Source organism: Polaromonas sp. 39-63-25 (assembly GCF_002278925.1).
Lineage (GTDB): Bacteria > Pseudomonadota > Gammaproteobacteria > Burkholderiales > Burkholderiaceae_C > Polaromonas.
Window position 1 is genome coordinate 1 of record NZ_NCJH01000011.1, and the last position, 14,214, is coordinate 14,214.

The window sequence follows — 14,214 nt, forward strand, 5'->3', positions numbered from 1 at the left end:
CGCGGTGAGCGGCGTGCGCAATTCATGCGCAGCATCGCTGGTGAAGCGGCGTTCGCGGCTGATGGTCTCGCTCATGCGCGCCAGCAAATGGTTCAGGGTGTTGACCAGCGGCAGCAGGTCCCGCGAGACGGGGACATTTTGAATCGGGGTCAACGCGTCCGGCGTCCGGCTGGCCAGCACCTGTCGCAGGCGCTCCAGCGGCAGCAAGCCACTTCCAACGCCGAACCACAGCACCAGCAGACTTCCGATCAGGGCAGCGACAAACGGGGTGGACGCTGCCACCGTTACATTGCGCAGCAAGGTATCCCGTTCGGTCAGGCGGTCAGCCGTGGTAACGCGCAAACCGTTTGTTTCCAGGGTATAGCTGCGCCAGTTTTCACCCTTGATTTCACGGTCGGCAAAGCCGAGGCCCGCCGTTGCGAGCGACTCGGGCGTCGCGCCTGGCGTACGCGCGATCACCTCGCCGCGCATCGATACCTGGCACGCCAGCCCTTTTGCCTCCACCGGCATGCTCAGGGTGGACGGGCCTGCTTTCCCGGTGCGGCCATCCCAGGCGGCGGGGTTCTGCGACATCAGTCCGGCCACCATATGGGCCGACATCGCAAGCCGCTGATCCAGCGTGCGCTGCATTTCCTTGTCCAGACCGTGCAGCATCCAGAGCGCGACTGCGCCCCACAGCAGGATCATCGAGATGCCGATCATCAGCAACAGGCGCAGCCGAAGCGTCATGTTTTCCCCGCGCTGAACCGGTAACCCACGCCACGCACCGTTTCGATCACATCGGCACCCAGCTTGCGCCGTAAATGATGGATATGCACATTGAGGGCGTTGCTTTCGATCTCTTCACTGAAATCGTACAAACTGTCCTTGAGCTGGTCGGGGCTCAGGATGCGTCCACCCGCATGCAGCAAAGCGGCCAGCAGTGCCAGTTCGCGCCGTGACAGGGCGACCGCGCGTCCGTGCAGGGAGACCTCACCGCTGGCCGGATCCAGGCGCAAAGGTCCGTGCGTGATGACATCCACGCTGCGCCCGGCGGCGCGGCGCAGCAAGGCTTGCAGGCGGGCCACGAGTTCGTCGAGATCGAAAGGCTTGAGAAGGTAGTCGTCCGCGCCGGCGCGCAGCCCGGCGACACGGTCCTGCACGGCATCGCGCGCTGTCAGAATGAGCACGGGCAACGTCATGCCCTTGGCCCGCAAGCGTTGCAGCAGGCGCATGCCGTCCTCGTCGGGCAGTCCGAGGTCAAGAATCACCACGTCACAATGGGCGGCCGACAGGGCGGCTTCGGCATGCGCCGCGGTGCGCACGCCATCGACCGTCAGGCCGTGCGCACGCAGACCCGCCAGGATGCCGTGGGCAATGAGTTCATCATCTTCAATCAGCAACACGCGCATGGCCTGTCCTCCATGCCGGATAGTATCCAGGCCTTTCATTATCCCGGCGTTAACGCAGCCTTAATCCGGGTACGCAAAGATGGGTGCTTCATCTGATGTGAAGGCATTCATGCTGCGTTTGTTGTATTTGATCGTGATGGTGCCCGTGTTGTGGGCCCTGCCGGCGCACGCCGGGCAGGAATTCCTGCCGGTGGATCAGGCTTTTCGCCTGAACGTCAGCCGGGATGGCGACGGCCAGGTGCGCCTGAACTGGGACATCGGCAAGGGCTACTACCTTTATCGCCAGCAAATGAAGGTCGAAGCCGACCCCGCCGGTGGTGCGCTACAGGTCCTGTGGCCCGCCGGTACGGCCAAGACCGATGAAACCTACGGCAAGAGCGAGGTCTATCACGACCAGGTCAGGGTCCTGGTCGAGGCGACCGGTGCCCGGGCGCTGACCGTTGGCTGGCAGGGCTGCGCCGATGCGGGTCTTTGCTACCCGCCGCAAACCCTGCGTGTTGATCTGGCGGATGTCCCGGCAACGCCCGCTGATTTGGCCGGCCCGGCCACGACCCGCCCGGCTCCGGCGCCCTCAGGCGCACTGGGCGAGGACCAGGACCTGGCCGAACGCCTGTCGCGCGTCCATCTGGGCTGGATGCTTGCCGTGTTTTTCGGCATGGGCTTGTTGATGACGTTCACGCCCTGCGTGCTGCCGATGGTGCCGATTCTCTCCAGCCTGATCGCAGGCAGCGGTGCGAGTCCCTGGCGTGGTTTTGTCCTGTCGCTGGCCTTCGTGCTGCCGATGGCCTTGACCTACGCCGGCGTCGGCGCGATGGCGGCGCTGGCGGGCGCCAATCTGCAGGCCGTGTTGCAGAACCCCTGGATGCTCGGCACCTTCGGTCTGGTGTTCGTCGTGCTGGCGCTGGCCATGTTCGGATTTTACGAACTGCAATTGCCGGCTGTGCTGCGCAACCGCCTGAACAGCGCCAGTCAGGGCCGGCGTGGCGGCACGCTGACCGGCGCCGCCGCCATGGGCGTGCTTTCGGCGCTGCTGGTCGGCCCCTGCATGACGGCGCCCCTGGCCGGCGCGCTGCTGTATATCGGCAATACCGGCGATGTGGTGACCGGCGCCCTGGCCCTGTTCGCCATGGGTCTGGGCATGGGCGTGCCGCTGCTGCTGGTGGGCACACTGGGCGCGCGGCTGCTGCCGCGTCCCGGCAACTGGATGGACCGGGTCAAGGCGCTGTTCGGCTTTGTCCTGCTGGGCACCGCCATCATGTTCGTGGCGCGGATATTGCCCGCGGCGCTGACGCTGGGCTTGTGGGGTGCCTGGCTGCTGGCCATCGCACTGAGTTTGCTGGCGCTTGGCCGCAAGCTCGGCCTGGGGCGCGGACGTTTGACGTCCCGTTACCTGGCGCTGCTGCTTGGCCTGTGGGGTGGCGCGATGGTGATCGGCGCGGCCGGAGGCGCCCACAATCCCCTGCAACCGCTGGCCTTCCCGGCAAAAGGCATCACGTCCGCGCATGCGGCAACCGGCAATGACTTCATGGCCCGGTTCCAGCCGGTCAAGACACAGCAGGCGCTGGAAGTCCGTGTCGCCGAGGCCGGCCAGCGCGGGCAGTGGACGCTGGTGGATTTTTACGCCGACTGGTGCGTGTCCTGCCAGGTGATCGAGCGCACGGTTTTCGCCGAGCCGCGGGTGCAGCAGGCTTTGGACGGCATGCAATTGCTGCGTCCCGACGTCACAGCCAACAACCCGGACGATCAGGCACTGATGCGCGCCCATCAGGCGCTTGGACCGCCGACCATGTTGCTGATCGGTCCCGACGGCCGGGAGCGCCGCGCAGAGCGCATCATCGGCGAACTCGATGCCGACGAATTTCTTGCCCGCCTGGCGCGTGCGAAGCAGGGAGGCTGAGCATGCTCAACGTTCAACTGGGACCCCTCTCCCTGCAGGTCAGCCATCTGCTCGTGCTGCTGTCCCTGGTGGTTGCGGCCGGCGTCGGCCACCTGGCCGGGCGGCGCCGGAAAGCCGGCATCGTCAACGTCCTGTCCGACATGGCGTGGGCGGGACTGGTGGTCGCGCGCATCGCCTTCGTCGCGACCTGGTTTGAGCTGTACCGGGAAGCACCGTGGTCCATCCTGGACATTCGCGACGGCGGCTTTTCACCGTGGGCCGGTCTGACGGCGGCCTTGTTGGTGGCGATCTGGCACGGATTGCGCCGCGAGGCGCTGCGCAAACCACTGGCACTGGGCCTGAGTGCCGGTGTGCTGGCCTGGGCGGCGATGTCGGGGGTGCTCGGCACCTTCGACAAGGCCCCCCGACCGGCTCTGCCAACCGTGGCGTTGACAACGCTTGCGGGCGAGCCGACAAACCTCGCTGCGCTCGCCCAGGGCAAGCCCATGGTGGTCAATCTCTGGGCCAGCTGGTGCCCTCCCTGCCGCCGCGAAATGCCCGTCCTCGCCGCGGCCCAGCAGCGGGAAACGGGGGTCACTTTTGTCTTCGCCAACCAGAGCGAAGACGCGGCGACCGCCGGGCGTTACCTGAGCAACAGCGCGCTGAATCTGGCCAACGTGGTGCTCGACCCCGGCGCCGAACTGGGCCGCGCCGTCGGTTCCACCGGATTGCCGACCACGCTTTTTTACGATGCCGGCGGACAACTGGCAGATACCCACCTGGGTGAACTGTCGGCCGCTTCCCTGGCCAGCAAGTTAAACCCATTGCGCACGCCTACCCCTTTCTCAACCAAGGAATAAATTTTCCATGATCAAAAAAACCTATGTTCAATCTGCAATTCTTCTGGCCATGCTTGGCATGGCTGTGGGCGCACAGGCCAAAGACTGGCCCGCACCGGTCAAGGCGCTCGAGGCAAAAGGCGTGGAGGTGATCGGAACATTCGACGCGCCCGGCGGACTGACCGGCTACGCCGCCATGGTCGAGCAACAGCCGCTGGCCATCTACCTGACCGCCGACGGCAAACAGGCGATCGTCGGCTCCATGATCGATGCAAATGGCCATGACCTGAGTCAGGAACCGCTGAACCGGCTGGTGACCAAACCCCTGACCGCGAAAGTCTGGAAGCAGCTGGAGGGCAGCACCTGGATTGCCGATGGCGCAAAAAATGCCCCGCGCATCGTTTACACCTTCACCGATCCGAACTGCCCCTACTGCAACAAGTTCTGGAGCGAGGCCAGGCCCTGGGTGACGGCCGGCAAGGTCCAACTGCGCCACGTCATGGTGGGCATCCTCGGCCCTACCAGCCCGGGCAAGGCGGCGGCCCTCCTGTCCGCCAAGGACCCGCAGGCCGCGCTGCTGCAGCATGAACAGCAACATCGCAGCGGCGGCGTGAAGCCCCTGGAGCAAATTCCGCCAGCAGTTCGCGCCCAACTGGGTGCCAACCAGGCGTTGATGCAGCAATTGGGCTTTTCCGCCACGCCTACGACACTTTACAAAGACCCCGATGGCAACCTGAAGACCATGCAGGGCGCACCGTCGGCAGAGATGCTGAGTCGCATCCTCGGGCCGCGCTGAGCGTGCTGAAGGAATCAACCATGGCGAAGCAAGCGATGACAGACATGCCGGACCGAAAGAGTCTGCTCCAGGGACTTGCCAGAGAGTCGTTTCGATCCGGAACCATTGCATCGATCGCGATGATTCCTTTCGGCTTCGTATTCCAGCTTCTTGGGCTGCGCGTTGGACACTACGGGAAAAAGCTGCTCGAAGTATTTTTCACCAACTATTCCGAGATGACATTTCGGATGTTGATGTTCATCGAACACTTCGTTATCGGTTGGCTGTCTGCAGCGCCCTTGCTCGTGCTTCTCATTCTGTTGAAAAACAGATTTTCTGCATGGGCCGTGGGCTCCATCTACGGCCTTGGCTACTATGTCATCCTCAATTCCCTGGCGCTGCCGCTGATTTTTGGAGATTCAACCCCCTGGGCCCTTGGCGTCTCCGTGATGTATCCGAGCTTGGTCATTCACATCATTTTCGGGGTTTCCATCTCGCTGACTGCAACGCGGTTTGTTGCGTCCTTTTCAAGATCATCGGGGTGTTTCAGTCCTCAGACTTGACCAGTCAGCAAGGGGGGGGCACGTCGACGCACGTGTGCTCCCGGCGCCACCGCGAGAGAATTCGCGCGTGCACGCCGGCGGCCAGCCTGCCGAGTGTTCGGGCAGCGCTGCGCCAGATCGCTGCCTCAGGTCAATCTCGATCAGGTCTTGAGCGTGGCTGCCAATGTGATCAGGGCCACGCTGGTCAGCGCCTTGGACAGCGGGCAGTCGCGTTTGGCCGCTTCTGCAATCTGCTGAAACTGACCCGCATCGATGCCCGGAACTTTTGCTTCCAGCGTAAGCGCAATACGGTCGATCAGGAAGCCATCGCCGTCAGGAATCAGACTGACCTTGGCCGTCGTGTCCACCTGCTCCGTGGCAAACCCGGCCTTGTCGCAGGCGAATGAAAAAGCCATGGTGAAACAGGCCGCATGCGCCGCGCCCAACAGCTCTTCAGGGTTGGTGCCTGTGCGGTCGTCCTCGAACCGGCTGCCAAAACCGTAGGGATAGGCTTTCAGCGCATCGGTTTCGGTACTGATCTGACCCTGGCCCTGTTTGCCCTGGCCTTCCCAATGCACTCTGGCGGTTTTTTCGGTCATGGTGTGTCCTTTGGATGAGGTGATGGATGGCGGGCCACGGCTTGCGTGGCCACCTGTCCACTGTGCCCAGCCGGCCGGGGGCAGGGCGTGAGACATCATCGCCAGCGGACGCTGGCCTTCTCCTACGCGGGATTGCAACTGCGTAGCGGCATATGCGCTTTGAGCGCCGCGAAACAGGCATCACAATGACCTAATGTTCACGGTGCAATCTACATTCAGATCCTCAGGCATATCAATCATTGATGCGCTTGGAGCTAATGACATGCAGACGGGACTTTGGCTGCGTGAAGGACTCAAAGACATTCTTGCCAGCCGCGAAGCGACGACAGTGCGCTACGTGAAAGTATTCGGAAAACAAGCGTTCCGTGAGGCACTGTATGAGTTACACCGGATGGCGTTTAGAGGTTACTGCCCGATAGTTCACATCGAAGCCCACGGTGACGAAGAACACGGGATTGCTGTCGGCAACGACGAATTCATGAGTTGGCGGGAGTTCGGCGAGATCCTATATGGCATCAATATCGTGTGTCAGAACAATGTGGGAGTGGTTCTAGCGGCATGCCACGGCATGTATGCAATTGATATTTTGGACATTGAAAAACCATGCCCATACACATTCCTGATCGCGCCAACCGGGGAGATACGCTCGGAATCAATCAAGACAGAAATGATCAACTTTTACCGCTCATTGTTCAAGACATTGAATTTGGCAAAAGCCGTAGAGGAATTAACTGAGTTCGATATATTTCGGTCGGATAAGTTTTTTTATATGGTGTTCGTGCGCGCGTACCGGGCCATTTGCATTGGAAAAAAAGGCCATGACCATGTCGAAAAACTGCTGACACGTGCAGTTCACGAGTTCAGTCCAAACGGACAACAGTTATCAGCATTTCGCAAAATGTTTAAGAAAAATAACAGCCGCCCGGTGAAAACGTATGAACGTATGGGCGATATTTTCTTACATGGTGCAGAACTCGCGAAGTACGATGAGGTCGAGCAATTTGCAAGAGAACTCGCGGCAGTGACGAAATGAGCTGCTGCCACGCTTCGTCTCGTGGTGAAAAAGGCCCTGTGCCTCGCGGCGGACTACTAAGCCTAAGACAAATGGGGTAAGCACGTGACCAGAGGTGTCGTGCCTGTCTACAGTTTCTTCACCAGCACCTGGCTCTTGCGATTGACGTTGTACTTGCGCTTGCGTGCCTCGGGCAGCCATTCGGGGTCGACCTGCACAAAACCGCGCTTGATGAACCAGTGCATGGTGCGGGTGGTCAGCACAAAAATGCTGTCCAGGCCCATCAGCTTGGCGCGCTGCTCGATGCGTTTGAGGATGCGTTCGCCGTCGCCCTGGCTCTGGCTTTGCGGCGACACGGTGAGCGCCGCCATTTCGGCGGTTCTGGCTTCGGGGTAGGGATACAGCGCGGCGCAGCCGAAGATGACGCCGTCGTGTTCGATCACGGTGTAGAGGTCGGCGTCGCGTTCGATCTCGGTGCGATCGCGCTTGACGAGGGTGCCGTCTTTTTCAAAGGGCTCGATCAGCTGCAGAATGCCGCCCACGTCGTCGGCGGTGGCTTCGCGCAGGCTCTCGAGTTTTTCGTCGATGACCATGGTGCCAATGCCGTCGTGCACGTAGATTTCGAGCAGCAGCGCGCCGTCCACCGCGAACGGCAGGATGTGGCTGCGCTCGACGCCGGCCTTGCAGGCCTTGGCGCAGTGCTGCAGGTAAAACGCGGTGTCCGTGGGCTGGGTGGCGTTGGGCAATTGCGCGAGCAGCTTCTCGGCGGTGGCCAGCGGCAGCTCGGTGTCGATCGGGTTGTCTTCGCTTTCGGGTTCACCAGGGTGGATGCGGATGCCTGGAATTTCCGTCACGAAGATCAGCTTGTCGGCCTGCAGCTCAATCGCCACGCTGGTCGCCACTTCCTCCATGGTCAGGTTGAAGGCTTCGCCGGTGGGTGAAAAACCGAAGGGCGAGAGCAGCACCATGGCGCCGAACTCCAGCGTGCGCAGGATGCCTTTGGTGTCCACCTTGCGCACCAGGCCCGAGTGTTTGAAGTCCACGCCGTCGACAATGCCGACCGGCCGGGCGGTGATGAAGTTGCCGGAGATGACGCGCACCGTGGAGCCGGCCATCGGTGTGTTGGGCAGGCCCTGGCTGAAGGCGGCCTCGATCTCGTAACGCAGCTGGCCGGCGGCTTCCTGGGCGCAGTCGAGCGCTACCGAATCGGTGATGCGCATGCCGTGCGAATACTTCGCCTCGTGGCCCTTGGCGGCCAGTTGTTCGTTGACCTGCGGACGGAAGCCGTGCACCAGCACGATTTTCACGCCCATGCTCTGGATCAGCGCCAGATCCTGGGCCAGGTGCTGCAGTTTGCCGGCGGCAATGGCTTCGCCGGCAATGCCGACCACAAAGGTCTTGCCGCGGTGCAGGTGGATGTAGGGCGCCACCGAACGGAACCAGGGAACAAAGGTGAAATTGAAGACGGCGGACATGGGCGCGCTTTCGGGGTCGGGAAAAGTGAACAACAGGCTGGAGGGACGGGAAAACCGGGCAAAAGCCACAGCCTTCCGGGCAATGGCAGTGAGTGTAAGGGACGGCGGGAGACGCGGCCGGGCGGCCGTTGGTGCCTGTTGGCGGCGGCCGTTTCGCCGGATAATGCGGCCATTCATGGACAAACTTGCGTTTGGTTTCTGGGGTGTCTATTTCGGCACGGCGGCCGTGATGCTTGCGGGCGCGGCACTCGCGTTTGTCCGTTCGCTGCACCGCATCTCGCTCAACGCCGGCCTGTCGGCCACGGCCTCGGGTTTTTTTGTGGTCGCCTTTCTGGGTGGCCTGCCGATTGACGATGAAGACACGCTGGCGCGGGTTCTGGCGCACATTGCGATGCTGGTCTCGGGCTTTCTGGCTTACCTGCTGTTTTCCATCCTGGGCCTGCTGGCCAGCAGGAAGGCGCGGCTGCACACCCGGCTGGCGCTGACGGTGCTGGTGCTGGGCGTGATGGCCGCGGGCTGGCTGCTGCCGCCGGCGCCCTCGCTCGTGCTGGGTCTCGGGTTCGCCTGGACCCTGGGTGCCGTGGCACTCGCCGTGTCGATGCGCAGCGTGTACCGCGGGGACCGGCTGGCCTGGACAGCGGTATTCGGGGTGTTTTTCATGCTGGTGGCCATGCTGGGCCTGGGCTGGATCGCGCTGGTGCGCGGGCAGGAGCCCTGGCCGGTGCATGCGGTCAGCGCGCTTGCCGGAACGGCCTACCTCGTGACCATGGCCGTGGCGCTCTGGACGCGTTATTCCTACCTGATCGAGCTGCACCAGGTCATGGCGATGGGCCCCAGTTACGACCCGGTGACCCGCATGCGTTCACACACCGAAACCGGGCAGATGGTTGGGGACATCTTCCGGCGTCGCCGGGACGATCCGGCTGGGTCAGATGCCGCAGCGGACGGCGCGCCGCCGGCGCCCCACCGGTCCGGGCCGCAAGTGGGCGTGATGGTGGTGAGCATAGGCAACCTCTACGCGCTGGAGCGCCTGCATGGCATGGCCGCGGTCAACCACGCGCTGTTTGTCTGTGCCGGGCGCTTGCGGCGCTCGGTGCCGGCTTACGTCGAGACGGGACGGTTTTCGGGTGACGGCTTTGTGCTGCTTCTGCGTGACTGCAACGACAGTGGTCAGCTGATCCGGCTGGCGCACCTGGTGGAAAAACGCCTGTCCAAATCGGTGGTTCTCAACACCAGCCTCGATGCGGCGCGGCGCGAAAGCGAGCAGACGCGCTGGCAGGCTGAAATCGGTGTCGGCGTGTTGCTGGTGTCCGACCCGGCGGCCAGGGCTTCGAGCGTGCTGGCCGCCTGCAAGGCGATGTCGCGCACCGCCATGTCGTATGCCAGCCGGGTCGCCTGGCTGGACCAGGCCAGCGGCGAAGCGGTCGAGCTGCCGGTGCTGCAAGCCGCCTGAAGCCCTGTCGCCGGGCGGGCGCCCGCCAGCACCGATAATCAGTGGTTTTGAACCCCCATCCCTTGTCCTCGTCCCCCTTGTCCGTGCCCTTGCAGATCGATTTCCCCGAGTCCTTGCCCGTCTCGGGCAAACGCGAGGAAATCACCGCCGCCATCCAGGCCCACCAGGTCGTCATCGTTTGCGGCGAAACCGGCTCGGGCAAAACCACGCAGTTGCCCAAGATTGCGCTGGCCATGGGCCGCGGCAAGCTCAACTACCCGGCGGGCCAGGGCCGGCTGATCGGCCACACCCAGCCGCGCCGCATTGCCGCCTCCAGCGTGGCCAAGCGGATTGCCGAAGAACTCAAGACACCGCTGGGCGATGTGGTCGGCTACAAGGTGCGTTTCCAGGACCGGCTGAGCCGGGATGCTTCGGTCAAACTCATGACCGACGGCATCTTGCTGGCCGAGACGCAGACCGATCCGCTGCTCAAGGCCTACGACACCATCATCATCGACGAGGCCCATGAGCGCAGCCTGAACATCGACTTTCTGCTCGGCTACCTGCGCCAGCTGTTGCCGCGCCGGCCCGACCTGAAGGTGGTGATCACCTCGGCGACGATTGATGCGCAGCGTTTTGCGGACTATTTCGCCTCCAGTAAAGGGCCGGCACCCGTCATCATGGTCTCGGGCCGGATGTTTCCGGTCGAGCAGCGTTACCGCCCGTATGAAGAGTCGCGCGACTACGACCTTAACGACGCGATCGCCGACGGCGTGGACGAACTCTGGCGCAATCCGCACAGTGCCGGTGACATCCTGATCTTCCTGCCGGGCGAGCGCGAGATCCGCGAGGCAGCGGACCATTTGCGCAAACACCTCGCGCACCAGCCGCTGTTTCGCAATGCCGAGGTGCTGCCGCTGTTTGCGCGTTTGAGCCAGGCCGAGCAGGACCGCATTTTCGACGGCCACACCGGCCGGCGCATCGTGCTGGCCACCAACGTGGCCGAGACCTCGCTGACGGTGCCGGGTATCCGTTATGTGATCGACGCCGGCACGGCGCGTGTCAAGCGTTACAGCTTTCGCAACAAGGTCGAGCAGTTGATGGTCGAGCCGGTGTCGCAGGCGGCGGCCAACCAGCGCGCCGGCCGCTGCGGCCGCGTGGCCGACGGCATCTGCATCCGCCTGTACGACGAGCAGGACTTTCTGGGCCGGCCGCGTTTTACCGACCCGGAAATCCTGCGCAGCTCGCTGGCGGCGGTGATTTTGCGCATGAAGGCGCTGCACCTCGGCACCATCGAAAGTTTTGCCTTCATCGAGCCACCCCAGGGCCGTGCCATTGCCGACGGCTACCAGCTGTTGGCCGAACTCGGTGCGGTGGACGACGACAACGAACTGACGCCGGTGGGCCGCAACCTGGCCCGGCTGCCGCTGGACCCGCGTGTGGGCCGCATGATCCTGGAAGCCAAAGAGCGGCAGGCGCTCGACGAGGTGCTGGTGATTGCCAGCGCGCTCAGCGTGCAGGACGTGCGCGACCGGCCCATGGACAAGCAGGCCCAGGCCGACCAGGCGCATGCGAAGTTCGATGACGAAAAAAGCGAATTCAGCGGTTACCTCAAGCTCTGGAAGTGGCTGGGCGACGCGCGTGGCGGGCACGACGCCGTGCACAAGCTGACGAATCGCCAGTATGAAAATCTCTTGAGAGAGAACTACATCAACATCCGGCGCGTGCGCGAATGGCGCGACATCCATTCGCAGCTGCACGCGGTGGTGGGCGAGCAGAAATGGGTGCTCAACGACAAGCCTGCCAGTTACGAGCAACTGCATTTGTCCATGCTCTGCGGCCTGCTCGGCAACCTCGGCATCAAGAACGAGGAAGACGACTGGTACCTGGGCGCGCGTGGCATCAAGTTTTACCGCCACCCGGGCGCCAAGCTCAGCAAGAAGCCGGGGCGCTGGATCGTTGCGGCTGAGCTGGTGGAAACCACGCGCCTGTTCGGCCGCGGCATTGCCAACATCGAGCCGCAGTGGGTCGAGCAGGTCGCTGGCCACCTGCTGAAAAAACAGCTGCTGGACCCGCACTGGGAGAAAAAGGCCGCACAGGTCACCGCGCTGGAACGCGCCACCTTGTACGGCCTGGTGATCTACAACGGCCGGCGCGTCAACTTCGGCCGTGTCGACCCGGTGACGGCGCGCGAAATCTTCATCCGCGAAGCGCTGGTCGCCGGCAACTGGGACACCAAGCTGCCTTTCCTGCAGGCCAACCTCAAGCTGATCGAACAGGTGCAGGACCTGGAGCACAAGGCGCGCCGCCAGGACGTGCTGGTTGACGAAGAGCTGATCTACGCCTTTTACGACCAGCAGCTGCCGGCCGACATCTGCACCGGCGCCGGCTGCGAACACTGGTACAAGGACGAGGTCAAAAAGCAACCCAAGCTGCTGCTCCTGAGCCGCGAGGAACTGATGCGCCACGAGGCGGCCGGCATCACCACGCAAGCGTTCCCGAAAACGCTGCGCCTGGGCGGTGTCGATTGCACGGCGACCTACCTGCATGAGCCGGGCGACGCCAGGGACGGCGTGACCGTCGATGTGCCGCTGTTTGCCCTGAACCAGGTCAATGAGGAGCGCTGCGAGTGGCTGGTGCCCGGCATGCTCAAGGACAAGATCCAGGCCCTGATCAAGACCCTGCACCAGCGGCCGCGCTCGCGCCTGGTGCCGCTGCCCGACACCGCAGCGCGTTTCGCGGCCGAGTTGCTGCAGCCGGAAAAGTTCGGCGTCGGTTCGCTGACGGACGCCGTGCTCAAGCTGGTGCGTGATGCGACCTCGCTGGACATCAAGCGTGGGGACATGAAAATCGACATGCTGGCGCCGCACCTGTTCATGAACTTCCGCGTGGTCGATGAACATGGCCGCCAGCTCGGCACCGGACGCAACCTCGGTGCGCTCAAGGGTGAGCTCGGGTCGCAGGCACGCGGCGCCTTCCAGGCGTTGGCCGGGTTGAAGACGCGCTCCGCGCCGCAGGAGCGCCCAGAGTCAGAGCCAAATCGGCCTTCAGCCCAGCATGGACGTGCGCAAGCTGCTCCTGAAAACATAGCAAACCAGAAGGCGGCCACGGTCAGGACGCCGGAGCGCTACAGCAGCTGGAGTTTTGGCGAGCTGCCCGAACTCATGGAAATCAGCAAGGGCAAACAGACGCTGATCGGGTTTCCGGCGCTGATCGACCTCGGCGATGCGGTGACCATCGAGGTGTTCGACGAGCCCGACGTGGCTGCCGCCAAACACCGCGCCGGCCTGCGGCGTCTGTTTTCGCTGCAGATCAAGGACGCGCTGAAGTACCTGGAAAAGAATTTGCCCGATCTGCAGAAAATGGCCACGGCCTACATGCTGGTCGGCCGCGCGGCTGACAACTCGGGCGGCGGCACGCTGGAAGAGCTGCGCGAGCAGATCATCGAAGTTGCGCTGGACCGTGCCTTTTTGCTGGAGCCGCTGCCGACCAACGAGGCCGACTTCAAAAAACGCATCGACGACGGACGTGGGCGCCTGACCTTGATTGCCAGCGAAGTCGCACGGCTGGCGGCCGCCATCCTCGTCGAGTTCGCCGCCGCGCAGCGCAAGATCAAGGACACCAAAAACGCCGCCGAGGCCGCCGCGGATGCAGCGCAGCAACTGCAGCGTCTGGTGCCCAAACGTTTCCTGACGCTCACGCCGTACGCGCAGTTGCAGCACTTTCCGCGCTACCTCAAGGCCATCACCCTGCGGCTGGAGAAATGGCGTGCCGATCCCGCCCGCGACGCGGCGCGGCTGGCTGAACTGCGGCCGCAGGAGCAGCGCTACTGGCGCCTGGTGGCCGAACGCAAGGGTGCGACGGATGCCCGGCTGCAGGAACTGCGCTGGCTGCTCGAAGAGCTGCGCGTGAGCTTTTTCGCGCAGGAGCTGCGCACGCCGCAACCTGTGAGTATTAAACGTTTGGACAAGGCCTGGACGCAATTGAACAGCTGAGGCGGTTTTACAGGGCTCGCACTGCGCAAAAAAAAAGGACCCTGCCGCAAGGCAGGGTCCTTTTTTGTTCGAGGTGCTGGGAGTCCTAGATACGGCCCATCAGCAGCAGCACGATCAGGATGATGACAATCAGTCCCAAACCACCGCTTGGACCGTAGCCCCATGAGCGGCTGTGGCCCCAGGTCGGCAGTGCGCCCACCAGAATCAGGATGAGGACGATGAGCAGAATCATTGAAATCGACATGGAGAACTCCTTGTTATGTATGAACTGATTGTTG

12 protein-coding genes are annotated in these 14,214 nt (G+C 63.2%); 7 read left to right on the forward strand and 5 right to left on the reverse strand.

All coding sequences use genetic code 11. The features are described 5' to 3' along the window. Both B7X65_RS14225 and B7X65_RS14230 read right to left on the reverse strand, forming a co-directional pair. A partial coding sequence (locus B7X65_RS14225) for a sensor histidine kinase N-terminal domain-containing protein (protein ID WP_293594960.1) occupies positions 1 to 729 on the reverse strand: 729 nt, incomplete at its 3' end. Further along, positions 726 to 1,391, reverse strand: coding sequence for a response regulator (locus tag B7X65_RS14230; RefSeq protein WP_293594961.1), 666 nt, complete (start codon positions 1,389 to 1,391; stop codon positions 726 to 728). The genes B7X65_RS14225 and B7X65_RS14230, both read right to left, overlap by 4 nt. 109 nt (positions 1,392 to 1,500) lie before the next feature. Between B7X65_RS14230 and dsbD the strand changes: the two genes are divergently transcribed. Genes dsbD through B7X65_RS14250 form a run of 4 tightly spaced genes read left to right on the forward strand, consistent with a single transcriptional unit; the run spans position 1,501 to position 5,444 of the window. Beyond that, on the forward strand, positions 1,501 to 3,288 hold the full coding sequence (gene dsbD / locus B7X65_RS14235) for a protein-disulfide reductase DsbD (RefSeq protein WP_293594962.1): 1,788 nt from the start codon (positions 1,501 to 1,503) through the stop codon (positions 3,286 to 3,288). Positions 3,289 to 3,290: 2 nt separating this feature from the next. Continuing rightward, positions 3,291 to 4,127: a TlpA disulfide reductase family protein gene (locus B7X65_RS14240; protein WP_293594963.1), complete on the forward strand. Its 837-nt coding sequence runs from the start codon at positions 3,291 to 3,293 to the stop codon at positions 4,125 to 4,127. A 7-nt stretch (positions 4,128 to 4,134) separates the two neighbouring features. Continuing rightward, a complete protein-coding gene (gene dsbG / locus B7X65_RS14245; protein ID WP_293594964.1) occupies positions 4,135 to 4,902 on the forward strand; it encodes a thiol:disulfide interchange protein DsbG in 768 nt (255 codons plus the stop codon). A 20-nt stretch (positions 4,903 to 4,922) separates the two neighbouring features. Further along, entirely contained in the window at positions 4,923 to 5,444 is a 522-nt protein-coding gene (locus B7X65_RS14250; protein ID WP_293594965.1) for a hypothetical protein, read from the forward strand. 140 nt (positions 5,445 to 5,584) lie between these two features. On the opposite strand, the gene B7X65_RS14255 is transcribed toward B7X65_RS14250, so the two are convergent. After that, positions 5,585 to 6,022, reverse strand: coding sequence for an OsmC family peroxiredoxin (locus B7X65_RS14255; RefSeq protein ID WP_293594966.1), 438 nt, complete (start codon positions 6,020 to 6,022; stop codon positions 5,585 to 5,587). 262 nt (positions 6,023 to 6,284) lie between these two features. On the opposite strand from B7X65_RS14255, the gene B7X65_RS14260 reads away from it, so the two are divergent. After that, complete coding sequence (locus B7X65_RS14260) at positions 6,285 to 7,055, forward strand: hypothetical protein (RefSeq protein ID WP_293594967.1); 771 nt, start codon at positions 6,285 to 6,287, stop codon at positions 7,053 to 7,055. 107 nt (positions 7,056 to 7,162) lie between these two features. Here the strand turns inward: B7X65_RS14260 and argA are convergent, their stop codons facing one another. Continuing rightward, positions 7,163 to 8,509 (reverse strand): amino-acid N-acetyltransferase, encoded by a 1,347-nt coding sequence (argA, locus tag B7X65_RS14265; protein ID WP_293594968.1) that lies wholly within the window; start codon positions 8,507 to 8,509, stop codon positions 7,163 to 7,165. 175 nt (positions 8,510 to 8,684) lie between these two features. Between argA and B7X65_RS14270 the strand changes: the two genes are divergently transcribed. Continuing rightward, entirely contained in the window at positions 8,685 to 9,962 is a 1,278-nt protein-coding gene (locus B7X65_RS14270; protein ID WP_293594969.1) for a diguanylate cyclase, read from the forward strand. Between the two features lie 62 nt (positions 9,963 to 10,024). Next, positions 10,025 to 13,936: an ATP-dependent RNA helicase HrpA gene (hrpA, locus tag B7X65_RS14275; RefSeq protein WP_293594970.1), complete on the forward strand. Its 3,912-nt coding sequence runs from the start codon at positions 10,025 to 10,027 to the stop codon at positions 13,934 to 13,936. Between the two features lie 85 nt (positions 13,937 to 14,021). Here hrpA and B7X65_RS14280 read toward each other — a convergent pair whose 3' ends face one another. After that, positions 14,022 to 14,180, reverse strand: coding sequence for a DUF3309 family protein (locus tag B7X65_RS14280; protein WP_096699913.1), 159 nt, complete (start codon positions 14,178 to 14,180; stop codon positions 14,022 to 14,024). Positions 14,181 to 14,214: the final 34 nt, after the last annotated feature.

Bases quoted from the DNA above. Each gene is read 5' to 3' on its own strand.
- B7X65_RS14230 (WP_293594961.1), bottom strand. From the start codon at position 1,391: ATGCGCGTGTTGCTGATTGAAGATGATGAACTCATTGCCCACGGCATC.
- dsbD (WP_293594962.1), top strand. From the start codon at position 1,501: ATGCTGCGTTTGTTGTATTTGATCGTGATGGTGCCCGTGTTGTGGGCC.
- B7X65_RS14240 (WP_293594963.1), top strand. From the start codon at position 3,291: ATGCTCAACGTTCAACTGGGACCCCTCTCCCTGCAGGTCAGCCATCTG.
- dsbG (WP_293594964.1), top strand. From the start codon at position 4,135: ATGATCAAAAAAACCTATGTTCAATCTGCAATTCTTCTGGCCATGCTT.
- B7X65_RS14250 (WP_293594965.1), top strand. From the start codon at position 4,923: ATGGCGAAGCAAGCGATGACAGACATGCCGGACCGAAAGAGTCTGCTC.
- B7X65_RS14255 (WP_293594966.1), bottom strand. From the start codon at position 6,022: ATGACCGAAAAAACCGCCAGAGTGCATTGGGAAGGCCAGGGCAAACAG.
- B7X65_RS14260 (WP_293594967.1), top strand. From the start codon at position 6,285: ATGCAGACGGGACTTTGGCTGCGTGAAGGACTCAAAGACATTCTTGCC.
- argA (WP_293594968.1), bottom strand. From the start codon at position 8,509: ATGTCCGCCGTCTTCAATTTCACCTTTGTTCCCTGGTTCCGTTCGGTG.
- B7X65_RS14270 (WP_293594969.1), top strand. From the start codon at position 8,685: ATGGACAAACTTGCGTTTGGTTTCTGGGGTGTCTATTTCGGCACGGCG.
- B7X65_RS14280 (WP_096699913.1), bottom strand. From the start codon at position 14,180: ATGTCGATTTCAATGATTCTGCTCATCGTCCTCATCCTGATTCTGGTG.